Genomic DNA, 22,762 nt, shown 5'->3' with positions numbered 1-22,762 from the left:
TACGCGACACAATCTGAGCTTATCCCGACAGGTGAAGAGTGCTCAGGGTGACCATGAATAAGTCGAGAGTTCCAGCGATGACCCATCCCGCTGTTATTGAAGAACTGATGACCCTTGTCGACCCTGGCAAGGTCCTGACTGACCCGGTTTCCCTCGAAGCGTATGGCAAGGACTGGACCAAGCATTACCCGCCTGCGCCCAGCGCCATCGTCTTTCCCAAAACGATAGAACAGGTGCAAGCCATTGTGCACTGGGCCAATGCGCACAAGGTGGCGCTGGTGCCCTCTGGCGGGCGCACCGGGCTTTCTGCCGGCGCCGTGGCGGCCAATGGCGAGGTTGTCGTCGCCTTCGACTACATGAACCAGATCCTTGGCTTCAATGCTTTCGACCGTACTGTGGTTTGCCAGCCAGGGGTCGTCACCCGCCAGCTGCAAACCTACGCCGAAGAGCAAGGCCTTTATTACCCGGTGGACTTCGCTTCCAGCGGTTCCAGCCAGATTGGCGGCAATATCGGCACCAATGCCGGCGGGATCAAGGTGATTCGTTACGGTATGACCCGCAACTGGGTGGCCGGGCTGAAAGTGGTCACCGGCAAGGGCGAGTTGCTGGAGCTGAACAAAGACCTGATCAAGAACGCCACCGGCTACGACCTGCGCCAGCTGTTCATTGGTGCCGAGGGTACGCTGGGCTTCGTGGTCGAGGCCACCATGCGCCTGGACCGCGCACCGCGCAACCTCACCGCCATGGTGCTGGGCACACCGGACTTCGACTCGATCATGCCGGTGCTGCACGCCTTCCAGGGCAAGCTGGACCTGACCGCTTTCGAGTTCTTCTCCGACAAGGGGCTGGCCAAGATCCTCGCCCGCGGCGATGTGCCTGCGCCCTTCGCGACGGATTGCCCGTTCTATGCGCTGCTTGAGTTCGAGGCCAGCACTGAAGACGTGGCCAACGAAGCATTGGCTACCTTCGAGCATTGCGTCGAGCAGGGTTGGGTGCTGGATGGGGTGATGAGCCAGAGCGAAACCCAGCTGAAAAACCTGTGGAAGCTGCGCGAGTACCTGTCGGAAACCATTTCGCACTGGACACCGTACAAGAACGACATTTCCGTCACCGTCTCGAAAGTGCCTGCGTTCCTGCGCGATATCGACGCCATCGTCTCTGAACATTATCCGGACTATGAAGTGGTGTGGTACGGCCATATTGGTGACGGCAACCTGCACCTGAACATCCTCAAGCCTGAGCATATGAGCAAGGACGACTTCTTCGCTTCGTGTGCCAAGGTCAACAAGTGGGTGTTCGAGATCGTCGAGCGTTACAACGGGTCGATTTCTGCCGAGCATGGCGTGGGCATGACCAAGCGTGACTACCTGGGCTACAGCCGCTCCCCTGAAGAAATCGCCTGCATGAAGGCAATAAAGGCCGTGTTCGACCCTAACGGCATCATGAATCCGGGTAAGATCTTCGCACCTGAATAAAAAGCAGTATCCAGAAGGAGTCGGCCATGAGTTACCAGCACCAGTACGTAGACGGCACGCGCATTCACTTCCCCCTGGGCAAGGTGGTGTGCATCGGCCGTAACTATGCCGAGCATGCCAAGGAACTGGACAACCCGATCCCCACCGAGCCGCTGCTGTTCATCAAGCCAGGCAGCTGCGTGGTGCCGGCCGAAGGTGGCTTCAAGATCCCGGCCGAGCGTGGGTCGGTGCACTATGAGGTTGAAATCGCCGTGCTGCTGGGCAAGCCGCTGTCGACCCACCCGAGCGAGGAAGAGGTGCTGGACGCCATTTCCGGTTACGCACCGGCGCTGGACCTGACCCTGCGCGAAGTGCAGGCCAAACTGAAGGAAAAGGGCCTGCCTTGGGAGCTGGCCAAGTGCTTTGACGGCGCTTGCGTGCTGCCACCGTTCGTCTCGGCCGCCAGCTTCGAGGACGTGACAGACATCCCGGTGCGCCTGACCGTGAACGGCGAAGTACGCCAGGATGGTAACAGCGCGATGATGCTGAACCCGATCGTGCCGATGATTCAGTACATGGCAGCACATTTCTCGCTACAAGCGGGGGATGTGATCCTCACCGGTACCCCGGCCGGCGTCGGGCCGTTCAATGTCGGTGACGAGCTGGTGCTGGAGCTGCCGGGTGTGAGCCGCTTCGAAAGCCGGGTGCTTTAACTCGAAACCGCGTCGCCTTCTTCGCGGGTAAACCCGCTCCTACAGGGATTGCAGCGCCTTGGGAGCGGGCAGGCCCGCGAAGAGGCCGGCCCTGTTTACCGATTTTTCACACCCAATCCGGATAATGCGCGCACCTACGCCCATTTTCCCAGGATCACCGCATGCCATCCTCCTCCAGCGCCCCGGCAACTCCCAAGCGTCGCTTCTACCTGCGCTGGCCCTTCGGCCTGGCCGTGGCGGCGGTGATCGGCTATGGCGTGGCCGTGGCCATGCACTGGGATGACCGCGGTGCACTGTGGGTAAAAGAAAGCTTCGAAAGCACCGCCGAGCGCAGCGAAAGCGTATGGCTGCCGGATTACCAGGTGGACATCGACGCCAAGCCGCTGCCGGGCATGGACGATGATGAAGCCTCGGATGTGGCCTTCAACCCGCAGACCCGCACGCTGTTCGCGGTCATGGGCAAGAACCCGTTCCTGGTCGAGCTGAGCCTGGAGGGCGATGTACTGCGCAAGATCCCGCTCAACGGCTGGAACAACCCCGAAGGCGTCGCGGTGCTGGAAGACGGCAACCTGGCCATCACCGACGAGCGCCTGCATGACCTGACCGTGGTCAAGGTGGACGCGCAGACCACTGCACTGAATCACGATGACTTCCCGAGCCACGACCTGGGCCCTTCGATCAAGAGCAACAAGGGCTTCGAGGCCATCGCCTGGGACCCGCTGCGCCAGCGCCTGATCATTGGCGAGGAGCGCCCGCCCAAGCTGTATACCTGGAACACCGATGGCCGCAGCCCGCTCAAGGGTGAGAAGCAGCCGTTGCCTAGCGATGAACTCGACTTGCGCAACCTGTCTGCGCTGGGTGTCGACCCGCGTACTGGCCACTTGCTGGTGCTATCGGCCGACTCCAACATGCTGCTGGAGCTGGACGAGCAGGGCCAGCAAGTCAGCTTCATGACGCTGCTGGGCGGCTTCAACGGGCTTGAAGGCACCATTCCGCGGGCTGAAGGGGTGGCCATGGACGACAAGGGCACCTTGTACATGGTCAGCGAGCCGGCGCTTTTCTATCGATTCCAAAAAAACTGACAACATCATCAGATTTGCCTGACGCTTGCATTAAGCTTTGCTTCAGCCATTCATGATTAGATTCGCCATCCTTGTGTCGAGTCTGTCCCTATGCGTCGTTTTGTTCGCCTGTTCCTTGTTCTGGCTGCCCTTGGTCTGTTGCTGCTTGGCTGGGCCGGGCAGGAGTTTCGCCTGTTCGAGCGTGGCTGGTTCAATCTCAAGACCTGGTGGCAGCCTGTGGAGCGCAGCATTGGCCTGGATCGCTACCGGGTGGTGCTGGAGGCGCAACCGATCGAAGGGCTGGATGATGACATTTCAGCGCTGACCTACGACCCCGACCGCAAAACCCTCTTCACGGTCACCAACGCCCGTTCGGAGCTGATCGAGCTGTCGCTGGATGGCCGTATCCTGCGCCGTGTGCCGCTGACTGGCTTCGGCGACCCGGAGGCTGTGGAGTACGTTGGGCCAAACAGCTATGTGATCACCGACGAGCGTCAGCAACGGCTGATTCGCGTACGTCTGGAAGACGACACGATGTTTCTCGATGCCGGTGATGCCGAACAGCTGACGTTGGGTATTGGCCTCAATGGCAACAAAGGCTTCGAGGGCCTGGCGTACGATTCGGCGGGCAAGCGCCTGTTCGTGGCGAAGGAGCGTGACCCGATGCTGATCTATGAGGTGCATGGCTTCCCTCATGACAATCCGGAAAAGCCCTACGCCGTGCATGTGGTGCAGGACCGCAAGCGCGATTCACGGTTGTTTGTGCGGGACTTGTCGAGCTTGCAGTTCGATGAACGCAGCGGGCATTTGCTGGCGTTGTCGGACGAGTCTCGGTTGGTGCTGGAGCTGGATGTACAGGGCCAGCCGCTGAGTACCTTGTCGTTGCGCAAGGGCTTCCAGGGGTTGCAGGCGACGGTGCCGCAGGCGGAGGGGATTGCGATGGATGAAGCGGGGACCATTTACCTGGTCAGTGAGCCGAACCTGTTCTATGTGTTCAAGCAGCCGGCTGACTGATCGCCTGTCAGGGCCTATTCGTGGGTAAACCCGCTCCTACAGGGATCGCCACGGTTCCAGGCCTGTGGGGTACCTTGTAGGAGCGGGTTTACCCGCGAAGGGTTTTACTCGGCCTTCAGGCTCTTCACGCCTTCAGCGGTACCCAGCAGCAGCAGATCCGCCGGCCGCGCCGCGAACAGGCCGTTGGTCACCACGCCGACGATGGCGTTGATCTGCGCTTCCAGCTCCACCGGGTTGGTGATCTGCAGGTTGTACACATCCAGGATCACGTTGCCGTTGTCGGTGACCACGCCTTCACGGTACACCGGGTCGCCACCCAGCTTCACCAGCTGACGCGCCACGTGACTGCGGGCCATGGGGATCACTTCGACCGGCAGCGGGAAGGCCCCCAGTACTGGCACCAGCTTGCTGCCGTCGGCGATGCAGATGAAGGTCTTGGCCACGGCCGCGACGATCTTTTCGCGGGTCAGGGCTGCGCCGCCGCCCTTGATCAGGTGCAGGTGTGCGTCGCTCTCGTCAGCACCGTCCACGTAAAACTCAAGCTCGCTGACGCTGTTCAGTTCGTAGACCGGGATGCCATGGCCCTTCAGGCGCTGGGCAGTGGCTTCGGAGCTGGCGACTGCGCCGTCGAACGCGGTCTTGTGCTGAGCCAGGGCATCGATGAAGAAGTTGGCGGTCGAACCGGTACCGACGCCTACGACGCTCTTTTCATCCAGCTTGGGCAGAATGAAGTCGACAGCGGCCTGGGCGACGGCCTGTTTGAGTTGGTCCTGGGTCATGCGGGCTCCGGAAGGGGCAGGGCGGTTTCAAAGTTGCCTAGTATAACGGCTCGCACGGCTTTGCTGTGGTCGCCCGACGTAGCGCTGGGGTAGACTCCCAGCCCTCGTCCCGCGGCCCAGTGATGCTTTCCCGATGCTCGAACAGTACGTCAAGAAGATCCTCACCTCGCGCGTCTATGACGTTGCCGTCGAAACCCCGTTGCAGAGCGCCGGGCAGCTGAGCAAGCGTCTGGGCAACCAGATTCTGCTCAAGCGCGAAGACCTGCAGCCAGTATTCTCGTTCAAGATCCGCGGCGCCTATAACAAACTGGCCCAGCTGAGCCCGGAAGAACTGGCCCGTGGCGTGGTCACCGCCTCGGCCGGCAACCACGCCCAAGGCCTGGCCCTGGCCGCGCGCGAAATGGGCATCAAGGCCACCATCGTGATGCCCAAGACTACTCCGGAGATCAAGGTCGAAGGCGTGCGCTCGCGCGGTGGCAAGGTGGTGCTGCATGGCGATTCGTTCCCTGAAGCGCTGGCCTACTCGCTGAAACTGGTCGATGAAAAGGGCTTCGTCTACGTTCACCCTTACGACGATCCGCACACCATCGCCGGGCAGGGCACCGTCGCCATGGAAATCCTGCGCCAACACCCTGGCCAGCTGGATGCGATCTTCGTGCCGGTGGGCGGTGGCGGCCTGATCGCTGGCATTGCTGCCTACGTGAAGTACCTGCGTCCGGAAATCAAGGTAATCGGTGTCGAGCCGGACGATTCCAATTGCCTGCAGGCGGCCATGGCTGCCGGTGAGCGCGTGGTGCTGCCGCAGGTCGGGCTGTTCGCCGATGGCGTGGCGGTGGCGCAGATTGGCCAGCACACGTTCGATATCTGCCGCCACCATGTGGACGAAGTCGTCACTGTCAGTACCGATGAAATCTGTGCAGCAATCAAGGATATCTACGACGATACCCGCTCGATCACCGAGCCTGCTGGCGCGCTAGGTGTGGCGGGCATCAAGAAGTACGTCGAGCTATACGGCGTCAGCGGCCAGACCTTGGTGGCCATCGACTCCGGTGCCAACGTCAATTTCGATCGCCTGCGCCATGTGGCCGAACGTGCCGAGCTGGGTGAAAAGCGCGAGGCGATCATCGCCGTGACCATCCCTGAGCGCCCGGGTAGCTTCAAGGCCTTCTGCGAGGCTATCGGCAAGCGTCAGATCACCGAGTTCAACTACCGCAAGCACACCTCTGACGAAGCGCATATCTTCGTTGGGGTGCAGACCCACCCGGAAAACGACCCGCGCGCGGCGCTGGTGCAGCAACTGACCGAGCAGGGCTTCCCGGTTACCGATCTGACCGACAACGAACTGGCCAAGCTGCATATTCGTCATATGGTCGGCGGCCACTCGGCCGGTGCCAGCGACGAAATGGTGCTGCGCTTCGAATTCCCCGAGCGGCCGGGGGCGCTGTTCAACTTCCTCAACAAGCTGGGCGGGCGCTGGAACATCTCGATGTTCCACTACCGCAACCATGGCGCGGCTGACGGGCGCGTGGTGGCGGGGCTGCAGGTGCCGGAGGACGAACGTCACCTGGTGCCGGCAGCGCTGGCCAAGATCGGTTACCCGTACTGGGACGAGACCGAAAACCCGGCCTACAAACTGTTCCTGGGCTGAGCGGCTAAGCTAGGGCTGATGGCCCTTTCGCGGGCTTGCCCGCTCCCACAGGTACTGCGCAGGCCTAAAGGCCTGAGATACCTTGGCAGGAGCGGGTAAGCCCGCGAAGAAGCTACCGCAAAATGCCAGTTTAAGGACGACCGAGACATGGAACACCTGACCACGCTCAAGACCCTGCACATCATCGCCACCGCGCTGCTGCTTCTGGGCGCCCTGGGCCTGGCGATCTGGACCTGGCGCGCCCGCCGTCAGGGCGATGCCGAAGCCTACGCCAAGCTGCTGCGCCGGCCGTTGGTGTTTGTCTGGCTGGTGATGGGGCTGTGCCTGGTGAGCATGCCGTTCACCGGCTGGTGGCTGGTACATCTGGTGGGCTGGCCACTGGGGCAGACTTGGGTGTTGGCATCCAGTGTCATCTATACCTTTGGTGCGTTTGCCGTGTGGTGGCTACTGGTGCGGCTGAACCGGCTGCGCAAGGCCGAGGTAGTGGGGTTGCGGTTTACCTTGGCGCTGGCGGTGTTCAGTGGGGTTTGCTTCCTGTCCATTGCCGGGCTGATGGGGGCCAAGCCGGTCTGACAGCCTTGTGCTGTTTGTGCCGGCCTCTTCGCGGGTGAACCCGCTCCTACAGGTACAGCGCAGCCCTCAAGGCCTGTGGTGATTCCTGTGGGAGCGGGCGTGCCCGCGAAAAGGCCGGCACGCGAAACCTCAATCCCGTAGCGAGATCACCGGCCACCCACGCTTATCCGCCTCGGCCCGCAGGTCCGGGGCCGGGTCCACTGCTACTGCATGCGTCACCCGCTGCAACAACGGCAGGTCATTCATCGAGTCGCTATAGAAGTAGCTGTCCTCAAGATCAAAGCCGTTCTCCAGCATCCAGCGCTCCAGCCGCGTCACTTTGCCTTCACGGAAACACGGTATATCGGTACTACGCCCGGTATAGCGGCCGTCGCGCACCTCGCATTCGGTTGCCAGCAACACCCGCACCCCCAGGCGCCGGGCGATCGGTGCGGTGACGAAGCGGTTGGTAGCGGTGATGATCACCAGCTGGTCGCCCGCCTCGCGGTGCTGCTGCAGCAAGGCCAGGGCCTTGGGCAGGACGATGGGCTCGATGCAGTCGCGCATGAAGTCGCGGTGCCACTCGTCGAGCCGGGCCATGGGTGTTGCCGCCAGGATCTCCATGGAAAAGGCCAGGTAGGCCTGCAGGTCCAGGGTGCCATTGAGGTAATCCTGGTAGAAGCTGTCGTTGCGTTGCTTGTAGGCGACCGGGTCGAGAATGCCGCGCTCGCAAAGATAGTCACCCCAGGCATGGTCGCTGTCGCCACCGAGGAGGGTATTGTCCAGGTCGAATAAAGCCAGGCGCATCGCGGTCACTCGCATCAGCCACAGGGTAGGCCCGCAGAATACGGAGTTTTCACGCAGCTGCACATAAGCTTGGCGGGCGCGTTGCTGCGCTCGCAAGCTTTGTGGAACAATGCGTTGACATGCGTTTGCGAGGTTGCTGCCGTGATCGACCCGGATGGTTTTCGCCCCAATGTCGGGATCATTCTCACGAATGATGCCGGGCAGGTGCTATGGGCTCGACGGATCAACCAGGATGCCTGGCAATTCCCCCAGGGTGGTATCAACCCTGACGAGACGCCGGAAGACGCCCTGTACCGCGAGCTGAACGAAGAAGTTGGCCTTGAACGCGACGATGTAGAAATTCTTGCCTGCACCCGTGGCTGGTTGCGTTATCGTTTACCCCAGCGATTGGTACGTACCCACAGCCAGCCGCTGTGCATCGGCCAGAAGCAGAAGTGGTTCCTGCTGCGCCTGGTGAGCAACGAACAACGGGTGCGGATGGACCTGACCGGCAAGCCGGAATTCGACGGCTGGCGCTGGGTGAGCTATTGGTATCCGCTGGGCCAGGTTGTGACATTCAAGCGCGAGGTGTACCGGCGCGCCCTGAAAGAGCTAGCACCGCGTCTGTTGACGCGCGACTGACGACGGAGTTCGACCCCGAGCCATGCTCAATACGCTGCGCAAGATCGTCCAGGAAGTAAACTCCGCCAAAGATCTCAAGTCGGCGTTGGGGATCATTGTCTTGCGCGTCAAGGAAGCCATGGGCAGCCAGGTCTGCTCGGTCTACCTGCTCGACCCGGAAACCAACCGCTTCGTGCTGATGGCGACCGAAGGCCTGAACAAGCGCTCCATCGGCAAGGTCAGCATGGCCCCCAACGAAGGCCTGGTTGGCCTGGTCGGTACCCGGGAAGAGCCGCTGAACCTGGAAAACGCCGCCGACCACCCGCGTTACCGCTACTTTGCCGAAACCGGCGAAGAGAAATTCGCCTCCTTCCTGGGTGCGCCGATCATTCACCACCGCCGTGTGGTCGGGGTACTGGTCATCCAGCAAAAGGAGCGCCGTCAGTTCGACGAGGGCGAGGAAGCCTTCCTGGTCACCATGAGCGCCCAGCTTGCCGGGGTTATCGCCCACGCCGAGGCTACCGGTTCGATCCGTGGCCTGGGCCGTCAGGGCAAAGGTATTCAGGAAGCGCGCTTCGTGGGTGTGCCGGGTTCGCCTGGTGCCGCGGTGGGGCGTGCGGTGGTGATGTTGCCGCCGGCCGACCTGGAAGTGGTCCCGGACAAGACCGTCGATGACATCGACGCCGAACTCAAGCTGTTCCAGAACGCCCTGGAAGGTGTGCGCGACGACATGCGCAAGCTTTCGGCCAAACTGGCCACCCAGCTGCGCCCGGAAGAGCGTGCGCTGTTCGATGTCTATCTGATGATGCTTGAAGACGCAGCCCTGGGCGGTGAGGTGACCGAGGTTATCAAGACCGGCCAATGGGCCCAGGGCGCCCTGCGCCAGGTGGTTGGTGAGCACGTCAACCGCTTCGAGCTGATGGACGACGACTACCTGCGTGAGCGTGCCTCCGACGTCAAGGACCTGGGGCGCCGCCTTTTGGCATACCTGCAGGAAGCGCGCTCGCAGTCGCTGGTGTATGCCGACAACACCATCCTGGTCAGTGAGGAACTGACACCGGCCATGCTCGGTGAAGTGCCGGAAGGCAAGCTGGTCGGCCTGGTCTCGGTACTCGGCTCGGGCAACTCCCACGTCGCCATCCTCGCGCGGGCCATGGGCATCCCCACGGTGATGGGCCTGGTCGACCTGCCATACTCCAAGGTCGACGGTATTGAACTGATCGTCGACGGCTACAAGGGCGAGGTGTTCACCAACCCCAGTGAAGTGCTGCGCAAGCAGTACAGCGAAGTGGTCGAGGAGGAACGCCAGCTGGCCCAAGGGCTGGATGCACTGCGCGAACTTCCGTGCGTCACCCCCGACGGCCATCGCATGCCCCTGTGGGTCAACACCGGCCTGCTCGCTGACGTGGCCCGTGCCCAGCAGCGCGGTGCCGAAGGGGTAGGCCTGTACCGCACCGAAGTGCCGTTCATGATCAACCAGCGCTTCCCCAGTGAGAAAGAGCAGCTGGCCATCTACCGTGAGCAACTGGCGGCCTTCCACCCGCTGCCGGTGACCATGCGTACCCTCGACATCGGTGGCGACAAGGCACTGTCGTACTTCCCCATCAAGGAAGAAAACCCGTTCCTCGGCTGGCGCGGCATTCGCGTCACCCTCGACCACCCGGAAATCTTCCTGGTACAGACTCGCGCCATGCTCAAGGCCAGCGAGGGCCTGAACAACCTGCGCATCCTGCTGCCGATGATTTCCGGCATTCACGAGCTGGAAGAGGCGCTGCACCTGATCCACCGTGCCTGGGGTGAAGTGCGTGACGAAGGTACCGATGTACCGATGCCGCCCGTGGGTGTGATGGTGGAAATTCCGGCGGCGGTGTACCAGACCAAGGAGCTGGCGCGGCAGGTGGACTTCCTGTCGGTAGGCTCCAACGACCTGACCCAGTACCTGTTGGCGGTGGACCGCAACAACCCGCGGGTCGCCGACCTGTACGATTACCTGCACCCGGCGGTACTGCAGGCGCTGAACACGGTGGTGCGCGACGCCCATGGCGAAGGCAAGCCGGTGAGCATCTGCGGCGAGATGGCCGGTGACCCGGCGGCGGCGGTCCTGTTGATGGCCATGGGCTTCGACAGCCTGTCGATGAACGCCACCAACCTGCCGAAGGTGAAGTGGATGCTGCGCCAGATCAATATGGGCAAGGCCAAGGAACTGCTGGCCGAGGCCTTGAGCCATGACAACCCGCAGGTTATCCACAGCTCGCTGCAACTGGCCCTGAAGAACCTTGGGTTGGCGCGGATGATTGGGCCTGGGGCTAATAAAACCCTGTGAGGGTGATGCTGCCTGTGCCGGCCTCTTCGCGGGTGAACCCGCTCCTACAACCGACCTGCGCCTAAACCCCCGATGTGTGTTACCCGATTATTGTAGGAGCGGGTTTACCCGCGAATACGATGGCGGCGGCAACGGTGAACGGGTGGTGGAGATTGGCCAGCAGGTCCGGCCTCTTCGCGGGTGAACCCGCTCCTACAACGGCCTGTGTCCAACCTCAGATGTGTGTACGTGGTAGGAGCGGGTTTACCCGCGAAGAGGCCCGAACAGACAACATCAAATATTCAGACCAACAACTCAATTTCCCCCAAATGCCCGCCAAAAGGCCCGAAACTGCGCTCAACCAGCCGCCTTTGCCCCTGATCATCCACAATCAGCACTGTACTCGCCCGGGTCCCGTAATTCTGGCTGGCGATGAAGACGCTCGACAGCAACTTCTCGGTCGCTAACCCCACGCCTGTCTCGGGTAGGTCTCCATCAGCCGCGGGCTCGTTATCCGCGAGTAAAGCCAGCAGCCTGTGCGGCTCCGGCGTGTCCAGCAGGTTTTCCAGCCCGTCACGTGCCTTCACCAGCTTCGGCCACGGTGTATCCAGCCCGGCGTTCGAAAGCCCGTAAACCCCAGCCTTCAACAGGCGCGGCGTGGCCTCACGGGCATGCAGATAGCCCAGTCGCTGCCCATCACCCACCAGCAGGTTGAACCCCGAGTACTGCCCGCTACGGCTGGCCACCTGGTCCAGGTAAGCCTCAACCCCTAGCTCGCCCTGCAGAAACGCCGCCACCAGCTCACCCCGCGAGCGGGGCCCCTGCGCCTGGCCCGGGTCGCGGATGTTGGTCAGCGCGGCAAAGCGCCCCTGTGGGCCTACGCCCAGCCAGGTACCGCCTGCCTCCAGGTCGCGCCCGGCATGCACCCCAGGTGCATCCTCCCAGGCCGCCAGGGGCTGAGTGGGGCGGGCATAGAATTCGTCGCGGTTGGCCGCCACGATCAGCGGCAGGGCGTGCCCCGGCCGCCAGGCAAATACGATCAGGCACATAGGTTGGGCCTCTGTGTTTTTTGATCACTGTACCCACAGCAACGATGCGGATCCATCCTGACACAGAGTTCACTAGAGCCCCGAGCCCGGCTTCCGTTACCATGCCGGATTGATTTCTAGGGGACGCCGAATGGAATTCGTGCTCTATCTGTTGTTGGGCGCCTGTGCCGGTGTGCTGGCCGGGCTGTTCGGCGTGGGCGGCGGCATCATCATCGTGCCGGTGCTGGTGTTCAGCTTTACCCTGCAGGGTTTCGACGCTTCGGTGCTGACCCACCTGGCCGTCGGCACGTCACTGGCCACCATCGTCTTCACCTCGATCAACGCCGTGCGGGAGCACCACCGCAAGCGCGCGGTGCAATGGCCGATCTTCGTCTGGATGACCTTCGGCATCCTCCTGGGGGCCGGTGTCGGTGCCAAGACCGCTTCGCTGATCCAGGGCCCACTGCTGCAAAAGATCATCGGTGTGTTCGCCCTGGTCATCGCCGCGCAGATGGCCCTTGACCTCAAACCCAAGGCCAGCCGTGGCGTCCCCGGTAAACCTGGGCTGATCGGTGCAGGTGGCGTGATTGGCTGGGCCTCGGCCATTTTCGGCATTGGCGGTGGTTCGCTGACGGTGCCGTTCCTCACCTGGCGTAGCCTGCCCATGCAGCAGGCAGTGGCCACGTCATCGGCCTGTGGCCTGCCGATTGCTGTGGCCAGTGCCCTGAGCTTCATGCTGCTGGGTTGGCACGAGGAGCACCTGCCGCCCCACAGCCTGGGTTACGTGTACCTGCCGGCGCTGGTCGGCATTGCCGTGACCAGCATGTTCTTCGCCCGCTTCGGCGCGCGCCTGGCGCACAAGCTGTCGCCCCGTTTGTTGAAACGCCTGTTCGCAGCCCTGCTGTTCTGTGTCGGCCTCAGCTTTTTGATTTGAATCGAGAGGAAGTTCCATGCTGCCTTACCCGCAGATAGACCCCGTGGCCCTGGCCATCGGGCCGCTGAAAATCCATTGGTACGGCCTGATGTACCTGATCGGCATCGGCGGTGCCTGGCTGCTGGCCTCACGCCGGCTGAACCGCTTCGACCCCACCTGGAACCGCGAGAAGCTGTCCGACCTGGTGTTCTGGCTGTCGATGGGGGTGATTGTCGGCGGGCGCCTGGGCTATGTGCTGTTCTACGATCTGCACGCCTACCTGGCCAACCCGACGCTGATCTTCGAGGTATGGAAAGGCGGTATGTCGTTCCACGGTGGCTTCATCGGCGTGATGCTGGCGGCCTTGTGGTTCGGCAAGCGCAACAACAAGTCGTTCTTCGAGCTGATGGACTTCGTCGCCCCGCTGGTACCGATTGGCCTGGGTGCCGGGCGTATCGGCAACTTCATCAACGCCGAGCTGTGGGGCAAACCCACCGACGTCCCATGGGCGATGATCTTCCCGCCGTTCAGCGACCCGGCCCAGTTGCCGCGCCACCCGTCACAGCTCTACCAGTTCGCCCTTGAGGGCGTGGCACTGTTCGTCATCCTGTGGCTGTTCTCGCGCAAGCCACGGCCGACCATGGCGGTGTCGGGAATGTTCTCGTTGTGCTATGGCATCTTCCGCTTCGCCGTGGAGTTTGTCCGGGTGCCGGATGCACAACTCGGTTACATCGCGTTCGGCTGGCTCACTCAAGGCCAGTTGCTGTGCATTCCGATGATAGTCGGTGGCCTCGTCTTGATCTGGTGGGCTTATAATCGCAAGCCTACGGCGAAACCCGCCTGATTAATCCCACGGCAGGGGCCATCCCCCTGCCGTTTTTGCTACAGGTAAGCCATGAAACAGTATCTGGACCTGGTCCGCGACGTCATTGATAACGGCACGTTGCAGGGAAACCGCACCGGCATCCGCACCATCAGCCTGCCGGGCGCGATGCTGCGTTTCGACCTGCAGAAGGGCTTTCCGGCCATTACCACGCGCAAGCTGGCGTTCAAGTCGGCGATCGGTGAAATGGTCGGTTTCCTGCGTGGCGTGAAGAACGCCGGTGAGTTCCGTGAGCTTGGCTGCAAGGTCTGGGACCAGAACGCCAACGAAAACGCCCAGTGGCTGGCCAACCCGTTCCGTCAGGGCCATGATGACCTGGGCGAGATCTATGGCGTGCAATGGCGCCAGTGGCCGGGCTACAAGCGCATCCCGCTGAGCAACCCGGCGGCCATCGAAATGGCCGAGCAAGCCGGTTTCCGCCGCATTGCCCAGGACGAAGAGGACGGCGTCGCGTTCGTCATCCTGTACAAGGCGATCGACCAGGTGCGCCAGTGCCTGGACACCATCGCCAACGACCCGGGTAGCCGCCGCATCCTGTTCCACGGCTGGAACTGCGCGCAACTGGACGAAATGGCACTGCCACCGTGTCACTTGCTGTACCAGTTCCACCCGAATGTCGAGACCAGGGAAATTTCCCTGACCCTATACATCCGCTCCAACGACCTGGGGCTGGGCACGCCGTTCAACCTCACCGAAGGCGCGGCGTTGCTGTCGCTGTTCGGCCGCCTGACCGGCTATACACCGCGCTGGTTCACCTACTTCATCGGCGATGCCCATGTGTATGAAAACCACCTGGACATGCTCAACGAGCAGCTCAAGCGCGAGCCGTTGGAAGCGCCGAAGCTGGTGATCAGCGACCGTGTTCCGGCATTTGCCGAAACTGGCAAGTATGAGCCGGAGTGGCTGGAGAAGATTGAGCCGAGTGATTTCTGGCTGGAAGGCTATGAGCACCATGCGCCGATGACAGCGCCGATGGCGGTCTGATAGATCTTCATTGTTCGAACTGGCCTCTTCGCGGGTGAACCCGCTCCTACGGGGTACTGCACAGGCCTAAGTCCTGCGCGGTCCATGTAGGAGCGGGTTCACCCGCGAAGCTTCTGGCTTAATGCCCATGACTCCGCCCCACATGCGAATGCTCGGTATCCGGCACCGATACCGCCCCGTTCGTCTCCAGTTGCTGCAAGATCGCGCATTCACTCCCCTGCGCGTTGCAGCGCCGCCGCAGCTCCACCAGCTGCTCCTGCAATGCCACCAGGCCATCGATCCGCGCCTGAACATGCTCGATATGCTCGTCGATCAGCGCATTGACGCTGCCGCACGCGTCGGCGGGGCTGTCGCGCAGGCGTAGCAGGCTGCGAATTTCGTCCAGGGTCATGTCCAGCGTGCGACAGTTGCGGATGAAGGTCAGCCGCTCCACATGGGCCTGGGTGTACAACCGGTAGTTGCCCTCGCTGCGCGCCGGCTCCGGCAGCAGGTTTTCACGCTCGTAGTAGCGGATGGTTTCCACCGCGCAGTCGGTGGCTTTGGCCAGTTCTCCGATCTTCATCGCGAAATCTCCAGCAAGTGGCTTGACCCTATAGTGGCTACAGGGTGTTCACTTGGCAACAGGCTCAATTTAAGGATGACCCCATGAACCAGCCTGTCAGCCACGAACACAAGCATCCGCACGATCACGATCACGCTCATGGTAATGACGACCATGGCCATGCTGCCCACGGCCACAGCTGCTGCGGCGCCAAAGCCGCGCCGCCGCTGGTGCAACTGAGCGAAACGGCCAGTGCCCAGGCACAACTCAGCCTTTTCCGCATCGAGGCCATGGACTGTCCCACCGAACAGACCCTGATTCAGGACAAACTGAGCAAGCTGGCCGGTATCGAACAGCTGGAGTTCAACCTGATCAACCGCGTGCTTGGCGTGCGTCACACCCTGGACGGCACCGCCAACATCGAGCGGGCGATCGACAGCCTGGGCATGAAGGCCGAGCCGATTGCCGCCCAGGACGACGGCAGCGTCAGCGTGCCACAACCGGCCAAGGCCCGCTGGTGGCCACTGGCATTGTCGGGCGTTGCCGCAATCGCCGCCGAAATCGTGCACTTTGCTGCACTCGCCCCGGAATGGATGGTGGCGGGCCTGGCACTGGCAGCGATTCTCGGTTGCGGCCTGGGTACCTACAAGAAGGGCTGGATTGCCCTGAAAAACCGGAACCTCAACATCAATGCGCTGATGAGTATCGCCGTGACGGGGGCCGTATTGATCGGCCAGTGGCCGGAAGCGGCTATGGTGATGGTGCTGTTCACCGTTGCCGAACTGATCGAAGCGCGCTCGCTGGACCGTGCGCGCAATGCCATCGGCGGCTTGATGCAACTGACCCCGGACATGGCTACGGTGCAGCAGGCCGATGGCCAGTGGCGCGAGCTGGAAGTGCGTGAGGTAGACATCGGCGCACTGGTGCGGGTGCGCCCGGGTGAGCGCATCGGCCTGGACGGTGAAGTGACCAGTGGGCAATCCAGTGTCGATCAGGCGCCGATTACCGGCGAAAGCCTGCCTATAGAGAAGGGTGTGGGCGACAAGCTATTTGCTGGCACCATCAACCAGGCGGGGGCGCTGGAATTTCGCGTCACCGCCGCTGCCGGGCAGTCGACACTGGCGCGGATCATCAAGGCGGTGGAGGAAGCGCAGGGCGCGCGGGCGCCCACCCAGCGCTTCGTCGACCGTTTCTCGCGCATCTACACCCCGGTGGTGTTCGCCATTGCCCTGGCCGTGGCGCTGATACCACCGCTGTTCCTGGCTGGCGCCTGGTTCGACTGGGTATACCGCGCCTTGGTGCTGCTGGTGGTGGCCTGCCCCTGCGCGCTGGTGATCTCGACTCCGGTGACCATCGTCAGTGGCCTGGCCGCCGCTGCGCGCAAAGGCATCCTGATCAAGGGTGGCGTGTACCTGGAGGGTGGCCGCCACCTGGATTTTCTGGCCCTGGACAAGACCGGCACCATCACCCATGGCAAGCCGGTGCAGACCGACGCCAAGGTGCTGGCGCCGCTGTTCGAAGACCGTGCGCAAGCCTTGGCGGCCAGCCTGGGCGAGCGTTCGGACCACCCGGTGTCCCGCGCCATCGCCGAGTTCGGCAAGCAGCAAGGCCTGGCCTTGAGCGAGGTCAGTGACTTCGCCGCCCTGGCCGGGCGTGGCGTGCGTGGTGTCATTGCCGGTGAGGTCTACCACTTGGGCAACCACCGCCTGGTCGAGGAGCTGGGGCTGTGTTCGCCAGCGCTGGAGGCCCAACTGGATGCGCTGGAGCGCCAGGGCAAGACCGTGGTCCTGCTGCTTGACCGCTCCGGGCCACTGGCACTTTTCGCCGTGGCCGACACGGTCAAGGACAGCAGCCGTCAGGCGATCGCTGAATTGCATCAGCTGGGTATCAAGACTGTCATGCTGACCGGTGACAATCCGCATACTGCGCAGGCCATTGCCGCCGTGGTGGGGATCGACCGCGCCGAGGGCAACCTGTTGCCGGCCGACAAGCTGAGAACCATTGAGGCGTTGTACGCCCAAGGCCATCGGGTGGGCATGGTCGGTGACGGCATCAACGACGCCCCAGCGCTGGCCCGCGCCGAAATCGGTTTTGCCATGGCTGCTGCCGGCACCGACACCGCCATCGAGACGGCCGATGTGGCGCTGATGGACGATGACTTGCGCAAAATCCCGGCCTTCGTCAGGCTGTCGCGCCAAAGTGCGGCGATTCTCATGCAGAACATCGTCCTGGCGTTGGGCATCAAGGCGATATTTCTGGCGATCACCTTCGCCGGCATGGCCACAATGTGGATGGCGGTGTTCGCTGATATGGGCGTGAGCTTGCTGGTGGTGTTCAACGGCTTGCGCCTTTTGCGCAAATAGAGGACGTACATGCTGAGTTCCGAGCTGAAGGCCTTCTACATGGTGGCCCGTCTGGGCAGCATCACCCAGGCGGCGAAGAAGCTTGGCCTCAGCCAGCCCACGGTGACCACGCAGATCCGCAGCCTGGAAGGCCAGTACGCCGTGGAGCTGTTCTACCGCGGCGGGCGGCGCCTGGTGTTGAGCGAGGAGGGCTTACGCCTGCTGCCGATGGTCAAGGCGCTGCTGCAGCAGGAAGCCGACATCGAGTTCGAGCTGCGCAACAGTGGCCAGGCCCAGGGCAGCCTGCGCATTGCTGCCACTGCGCCTTACTACATTCTCGACCTGGTCAAGATCTATCGCGAACGCCTGCCGCAGGTTGAAGTGGCGGTGGAGATCGGCAACTCGCAGCAGGTGCTGGAAATGCTCGAGGATTACCGGGTGGACATTGCCGCGTCGTCGCAATGGGTGGAGGACGCACGGTTGGTGCGGCGGATACTGGGCACTGACCCTTTGGTGGTGGCGGTGCATCGCAACCATCCGCTGGCCCATCGCCAGACGGTGTCGATCGAGGTGGTGTCGGGGCATTGCCTGCTGATGCGCGAGAAGGGCTCGACCACACGCAAGCTGACCGAGCAGATGATGCAGGAGGCCGGGGTCAAGGCCAGCGCCATGATGGAAATCGGCAGCCGCGAGTCGATCCGCGAAGCGGTGCTGCGCAATATCGGCATCAGCGTGATTGCCCGCCATGAGGTGCCGCACAATCCCGAACTCCGGGTGCTGGCGCTGGAAAATGCGCCGGTGATGCATGAGTACCTGTATTGCCTGAAGGAACGGCGCCAGGCCCGGTTGCCGGCGGCATTCCTGGGGGTGGCGCAGGAAGTGGCCGGTTCGCAGTTCTAGATTCGTGTTGGCTTGTTCGCGGGTAAACCCGCTCCTGCATTTCTGCGAACACGCATGCCTGCATTTCTGCGATCGCGCATGCCTGCATTTTCCGCGAACACGCATTCCGTTGTAGGAGCGGGTTTACCCGCGAAGAGGCCGGTACAGGCCACTACTAAATCTACCTATACCACTATCACCGGCTTTTGCCTTAAAGCCACAGAACCTTCGCACAGCCTACCTAGCATGGCCCCATCTCTTCGATGAGGCCATGCCATGAACCACACCACCCCCGGCGCACAGATAAAAGTGTGCAACATCCACAAGCGCTTCGGTGCCTTTACGGCGCTCAACGATGTCTCGCTGGACATCGCCGCGGGCGAACTGGTGTGCCTGCTCGGCCCATCCGGCTGTGGCAAGACCACGTTGCTGCGTTGCATTGCCGGCCTGGAGCGCCAGGATCGCGGTACGCTGTACATCGGCGAACGTGATATCTCCGATCTGTCCCCCCAGGCGCGGGACTACGGCATCCTGTTCCAGTCCTACGCGCTGTTTCCCAACCTTACCGTCGAAGCCAATATCGCCTATGGCCTGACGGGCAGTGGTCGCGAGCAGGCCCGTCAGCGGGTGGCCGAAATGCTCGAACTGGTAGGCCTGTCTGGCAGCGAGAAGAAGTACCCAGGCCAGCTCTCCGGTGGCCAGCAGCAACGTGTGGCCCTGGCCCGCGCGCTGGCACCGTCGCCATCGCTGCTGCTGCTCGATGAGCCGATGTCGGCGCTGGACGCCCGGGTGCGCGAGCACTTGTGCACCGAATTGCGTCAGCTGCAGCGCCAACTGGGCATCACCACGTTGATGGTTACCCACAACCAGGACGAGGCCATGTTGATGGCCGACCGCATCGCGGTGATGAACAACGGCCAGGTCGAGCAGTACGCCACCCCGCAGGAAATCTATGACCACCCGGCCACGCCGTTCGTGGCCGAGTTCGTCGGCCAGGGCAACTGGCTGCCGTTCCAGCGCAGCAGCGACAGCCATGCCCTGGTCGGCGACATGAACATGCGCCTGGCGCCGGGTTCAGCCCAGGCCAGCAGTGGCCGGCTGTTCTGCCGCCCGGAAGCGATCACGGTCAACCCGGTGGTGCACGAAGAAAACCTGTTCCCGGCCATGGTCCGCGAAATCACCTTCCTCGGTAACCGCTGCCGCATGAGTTTTGAACTCAAGGCCCTGCCAGGCCATGCCCTGCTGGCCGAACTGGCCCCTGAGGCCATGCCGCGCCTGGGCTCGCAGGACATCTGGGTGGCGTTGCCGCCGCAGAGCCTGCAGGTGTTTGCCTGAGATGGCCGCGCCAATGTCCCTGCCGTTGAGCCAGGCCAAAGCCGCGCCGCGTGCTGGCATCGCCCTGGGTGACCGGTTGTTCGTCGTCGGCGGCAAGAGCCTGCTGCTGATTCTGTTGGTGCTGGCCGTGCTGATGCCGTTGCTGGCGATCTTCTGGCGTGGTTTCAGCGGTGAAGCGGGCCAGGGCGGTGGTTTGCTGGCGGCCCGTGAACTGTTCACCAGCGCCAGCTTCCATTGGTTGCTTGGCAACAGCCTGTCGGTGGCCTTCACTGTCGCGGCCATTGTGGTACCGCTGGCCTATTTGTTCGCCTTTGCCCTGCAACGCACGTTGATTCCGGCCAAGGGCCTGTGGCGGGGGATTTCGCTGCTGCCATTGCTGGCACCGTCGATGCTGCCGGCCATCGCCCTCGTCTACCTGTTTGGCAACCAGGGCCTGCTGCGTGGGTTGCTCAGCGACAATATCTACGGCTTCTGGGGCATCGTGCTGGGCGAGGCCATCTATACCTTCCCGCATGCGCTGATGATTCTGCTGTCGGCACTGTCACTGGCCGATGCTCGCCTGTTCGATGCGGCCTCCAGCATGGGGGCAGGCTCGTGGCGTGCGTTCACCAGCATCACCTGGCCGGCCTCGCGCCAGGCGGTATTCGCGGCGTTTTGCCTGGTATTCACGCTGACTATCACAGACTTCGGTGTACCGGTCGTGGTGGGGGGCGACTATCAGGTGCTGGCGCTGGAAGCCTACAAGGCGGTGGTGGGCCAGCAACAGTTCGGCCGTGGCGCGCTGATCGGCATGGTGCTGCTGTTGCCGGCCCTGTTGAGCTTTACCGTCGACGCCTGGCTGCGTAGACGCCAGGGCGAGGCCATGGGTGGCCGTGCCCAGGTGTTCGAACCCAAGCCATCACGCGGCCGCGATGCCTGCTTCCTGACCATTGTGCTGCTGGTGTGCGCGGCGTTGCTGGTGGTGATCGGTATGGCGGTGTACTCCTCGCTGGTCACTTTCTGGCCCTACAACCTGTCGTTGTCGTTGCGCCACTACATGTTCGAAGACACTGCCGGTGGCGGCTGGCTGGCCTACCGCAATAGCGTGACCATGGCCATTGGCACCGCGCTGATCGGCAGCATCGTGATCTTCACTGGTGCCTACCTGATGGAGAAGACCCAGGGCCAACGCCTGCTCAACCATGCGCTGCGCCTGCTCAGCTTCATCCCCATGGCCGTGCCGGGCCTGGTACTGGGCCTGGGCTACGTATTCTTCTTCAACCTGAACGGCAACCCGCTGCATGTGCTGTACGGCGGCATGGGGTTGCTGGTGGTGTGCACCATTGCCCATTACCTGACCACCGCGCAGATGACCGCGACCACCGCCCTGCGCCAACTCGACGGCGAGTTCGAGGCCGCCGCGCTGTCGCTGAAAGCGCCGTTGTACAAGCACTTCCTGCGCGTGACCGTGCCGATTTGCCTGCCGGCGCTGCTGGACATCATCCGCTACCTGTTCGTATCGGCGATGACCACCGTGTCGGCAGCGATCTTTCTGTACAGCCCCGACACCATCCTGGCTGCCGTTGCCGTGCTGAACATGGACGACGCCGGCAACGTTGGCGGTGCCGCCGCCATGTCCACCTTGATCCTGCTGACCAGTGCCGGCGCTTCACTGTTGCTGGCTGCAGCCTCGCGCGGCCTGCTGCGCCGCTCCCAAGCCTGGCGCCAACGCGCCGCGACCGTCTGACCTGTAAGGAACCTACCCATGCACAAGCACCTTGCACTTGCCGTTGCCGTTTCCGCCGTGTTCAGCCTGCAGGCTTCGGCCGCCGATACCCAACTGACGGTCTACACCGCCCTGGAAGCCGAGCAGCTAAAAACCTACAAGCAGGCCTTTGAGAAAGCCAACCCGGATATCGAGATCAAGTGGGTGCGTGATTCCACCGGTATCATCACCGCCAAGCTGCTGGCGGAGAAAGAGCGCCCGCAAGCTGACGCTGTGTGGGGGCTGGCGGCATCGAGCCTGGCCATCCTCGACCAGAACGGCATGCTCGAAGCCTATGCGCCAAAGGACCTGGGCAAGATCTCCGGCAATTATCGCGACGCCGCCAACCCGCCAGCCTGGGTCGGCATGGACGTGTGGGCCGCCACCATTTGCTTCAACACCATCGAGGCCGAGAAACAGGGCCTGAGCAAACCGGTGAGCTGGCAGGACCTGACCAAGCCTGAGTACAAAGGCAAGATCGTCATGCCCAACCCGGCCTCGTCCGGCACCGGCTTCCTGGATGTCAGTGCCTGGTTGCAGACCTTTGGCGAGCCGCAGGGCTGGGCCTACATGGATGCGCTGCACCAGAACATCGGCCAGTACGTTCATTCCGGCTCCAAACCGTGCAAGCTGGCGGCGGCGGGCGAGTTCCCGATCGGTATTTCGTTCGAATACCCGGCCGTTCAGCTCAAGCGCCAAGGCGCGCCGTTGGACATCGTGCTGCCAAAGGAGGGTTTGGGCTGGGAGATCGAGGCAACCGCAGTGATCAAAGGCTCGCCCAAGGCGGATGCAGCCAAGCGCCTGGCCGATTTCTCCGCCAGCCCGGCGGCCATGGAACTGTACAAGGAAAACTTCGCCGTACTGGCCGCGCCGGGCATCGCCAAGCCGCAGACCGAGCTACCGGCGGATTATGAGCAGCGGTTGATCAAGAACGACTTTGCCTGGGCCTCGAAGAACCGCGACCAGATTCTGGCCGAATGGCGCAAGCGCTATGACGGCAAGTCGGAGAAGGTGGCCCAGCAGTAACGCTTCACTATTGCAGGGCCGGCCTCTTCGCGGGTAAACCGTGAAAGGGCCGGCCCTGCTGGCCAATTTCCACCCGCCGTTCACTGTTGCTGCCGCTACCGTATTCGCGGGTAAACCCGCTCCGATGGTGGACACGCATTGGAGGTTGGACACAGGC

20 protein-coding genes are annotated in these 22,762 nt (G+C 62.6%); 16 read left to right on the top strand and 4 right to left on the bottom strand.

Features of this window, described 5'->3' with window-relative positions:
• Positions 1-77 precede the first annotated feature (77 nt).
• The 4 genes from N5D53_RS04855 to N5D53_RS04840 all read left to right on the top strand — a co-directional run bounded on the left by N5D53_RS04855 (position 78) and on the right by N5D53_RS04840 (position 4,242).
• Positions 78-1,475, top strand: a complete 1,398-nt coding sequence (locus N5D53_RS04855) for an FAD-binding oxidoreductase (protein WP_020189952.1) — start codon at positions 78-80, stop codon at positions 1,473-1,475.
• Between the two features lie 26 nt (positions 1,476-1,501).
• Positions 1,502-2,167 carry a fumarylacetoacetate hydrolase family protein gene (locus N5D53_RS04850; RefSeq protein WP_104962747.1) on the top strand — a complete coding sequence of 222 codons (666 nt, stop codon included), beginning with the start codon at positions 1,502-1,504 and terminating at the stop codon, positions 2,165-2,167.
• Between the two features lie 161 nt (positions 2,168-2,328).
• Positions 2,329-3,249, top strand: a complete 921-nt coding sequence (locus tag N5D53_RS04845; protein WP_104962746.1) for an SdiA-regulated domain-containing protein — start codon at positions 2,329-2,331, stop codon at positions 3,247-3,249.
• 90 nt (positions 3,250-3,339) lie between these two features.
• A complete protein-coding gene (locus tag N5D53_RS04840; protein ID WP_104886931.1) occupies positions 3,340-4,242 on the top strand; it encodes an SdiA-regulated domain-containing protein in 903 nt (300 codons plus the stop codon).
• 104 nt (positions 4,243-4,346) lie between these two features.
• Here the strand turns inward: N5D53_RS04840 and rpiA are convergent, their stop codons facing one another.
• Positions 4,347-5,021: a ribose-5-phosphate isomerase RpiA gene (gene rpiA / locus N5D53_RS04835; RefSeq protein ID WP_003249004.1), complete on the bottom strand. Its 675-nt coding sequence runs from the start codon at positions 5,019-5,021 to the stop codon at positions 4,347-4,349.
• Positions 5,022-5,154: 133 nt separating this feature from the next.
• Between rpiA and ilvA the strand changes: the two genes are divergently transcribed.
• Together ilvA and N5D53_RS04825 are read left to right on the top strand one after the other, a co-directional pair.
• Entirely contained in the window at positions 5,155-6,669 is a 1,515-nt protein-coding gene (gene ilvA / locus N5D53_RS04830; protein ID WP_003249006.1) for a threonine ammonia-lyase, biosynthetic, read from the top strand.
• Positions 6,670-6,816: 147 nt separating this feature from the next.
• On the top strand, positions 6,817-7,242 hold the full coding sequence (locus N5D53_RS04825; protein WP_012054018.1) for a DUF2269 domain-containing protein: 426 nt from the start codon (positions 6,817-6,819) through the stop codon (positions 7,240-7,242).
• Between the two features lie 129 nt (positions 7,243-7,371).
• On the opposite strand, the gene N5D53_RS04820 is transcribed toward N5D53_RS04825, so the two are convergent.
• Positions 7,372-8,028, bottom strand: a complete 657-nt coding sequence (locus tag N5D53_RS04820; protein WP_010955680.1) for an HAD family hydrolase — start codon at positions 8,026-8,028, stop codon at positions 7,372-7,374.
• A gap of 141 nt (positions 8,029-8,169) precedes the next feature.
• On the opposite strand from N5D53_RS04820, the gene N5D53_RS04815 reads away from it, so the two are divergent.
• Both N5D53_RS04815 and ptsP read left to right on the top strand, forming a co-directional pair.
• The gene (locus N5D53_RS04815; RefSeq protein WP_003249017.1) at positions 8,170-8,649 is read left to right on the top strand and encodes an RNA pyrophosphohydrolase; all 480 of its coding nucleotides are present in this window, start codon (positions 8,170-8,172) and stop codon (positions 8,647-8,649) included.
• A 22-nt stretch (positions 8,650-8,671) separates the two neighbouring features.
• Positions 8,672-10,951 carry a phosphoenolpyruvate--protein phosphotransferase gene (ptsP, locus tag N5D53_RS04810; RefSeq protein WP_003249020.1) on the top strand — a complete coding sequence of 760 codons (2,280 nt, stop codon included), beginning with the start codon at positions 8,672-8,674 and terminating at the stop codon, positions 10,949-10,951.
• A 281-nt stretch (positions 10,952-11,232) separates the two neighbouring features.
• On the opposite strand, the gene N5D53_RS04805 is transcribed toward ptsP, so the two are convergent.
• Positions 11,233-11,979, bottom strand: coding sequence for an NRDE family protein (locus N5D53_RS04805; RefSeq protein WP_060489062.1), 747 nt, complete (start codon positions 11,977-11,979; stop codon positions 11,233-11,235).
• Between the two features lie 130 nt (positions 11,980-12,109).
• Here N5D53_RS04805 and N5D53_RS04800 point away from each other — a divergent pair, with 130 nt between their 5' ends.
• The 3 genes from N5D53_RS04800 to N5D53_RS04790 are packed head-to-tail and all read left to right on the top strand — an operon-like array spanning position 12,110 to position 14,738.
• Positions 12,110-12,892, top strand: coding sequence for a sulfite exporter TauE/SafE family protein (locus tag N5D53_RS04800; protein WP_064613749.1), 783 nt, complete (start codon positions 12,110-12,112; stop codon positions 12,890-12,892).
• A 16-nt stretch (positions 12,893-12,908) separates the two neighbouring features.
• Complete coding sequence (gene lgt, locus N5D53_RS04795; protein ID WP_010955678.1) at positions 12,909-13,715, top strand: prolipoprotein diacylglyceryl transferase; 807 nt, start codon at positions 12,909-12,911, stop codon at positions 13,713-13,715.
• A gap of 51 nt (positions 13,716-13,766) precedes the next feature.
• The gene (locus tag N5D53_RS04790) at positions 13,767-14,738 is read left to right on the top strand and encodes a thymidylate synthase (RefSeq protein WP_010955677.1); all 972 of its coding nucleotides are present in this window, start codon (positions 13,767-13,769) and stop codon (positions 14,736-14,738) included.
• A 118-nt stretch (positions 14,739-14,856) separates the two neighbouring features.
• Here the strand turns inward: N5D53_RS04790 and cadR are convergent, their stop codons facing one another.
• Complete coding sequence (gene cadR, locus N5D53_RS04785; protein WP_019439122.1) at positions 14,857-15,300, bottom strand: cadmium resistance transcriptional regulator CadR; 444 nt, start codon at positions 15,298-15,300, stop codon at positions 14,857-14,859.
• A gap of 83 nt (positions 15,301-15,383) precedes the next feature.
• On the opposite strand from cadR, the gene N5D53_RS04780 reads away from it, so the two are divergent.
• From N5D53_RS04780 to N5D53_RS04760, 5 genes are all read left to right on the top strand, one after another.
• Positions 15,384-17,642, top strand: coding sequence for a heavy metal translocating P-type ATPase (locus N5D53_RS04780; protein WP_104962745.1), 2,259 nt, complete (start codon positions 15,384-15,386; stop codon positions 17,640-17,642).
• 9 nt (positions 17,643-17,651) lie between these two features.
• Positions 17,652-18,521, top strand: coding sequence for a LysR family transcriptional regulator (locus tag N5D53_RS04775; protein WP_010955674.1), 870 nt, complete (start codon positions 17,652-17,654; stop codon positions 18,519-18,521).
• Positions 18,522-18,776: 255 nt separating this feature from the next.
• Complete coding sequence (locus tag N5D53_RS04770; protein ID WP_104962744.1) at positions 18,777-19,835, top strand: putative 2-aminoethylphosphonate ABC transporter ATP-binding protein; 1,059 nt, start codon at positions 18,777-18,779, stop codon at positions 19,833-19,835.
• Between the two features lies 1 nt (position 19,836).
• The gene (locus tag N5D53_RS04765) at positions 19,837-21,561 is read left to right on the top strand and encodes a putative 2-aminoethylphosphonate ABC transporter permease subunit (protein ID WP_129932865.1); all 1,725 of its coding nucleotides are present in this window, start codon (positions 19,837-19,839) and stop codon (positions 21,559-21,561) included.
• Positions 21,562-21,579: 18 nt separating this feature from the next.
• On the top strand, positions 21,580-22,605 hold the full coding sequence (locus tag N5D53_RS04760; protein WP_014592747.1) for a putative 2-aminoethylphosphonate ABC transporter substrate-binding protein: 1,026 nt from the start codon (positions 21,580-21,582) through the stop codon (positions 22,603-22,605).
• Positions 22,606-22,762: the final 157 nt, after the last annotated feature.

Origin of the sequence: Pseudomonas sp. GD03862, from assembly GCF_029840855.1 — a bacterium.
Taxonomy (GTDB): domain Bacteria; phylum Pseudomonadota; class Gammaproteobacteria; order Pseudomonadales; family Pseudomonadaceae; genus Aquipseudomonas; species Aquipseudomonas alloputida.
This window is presented reverse-complemented; position numbering and strand designations above follow the sequence as displayed.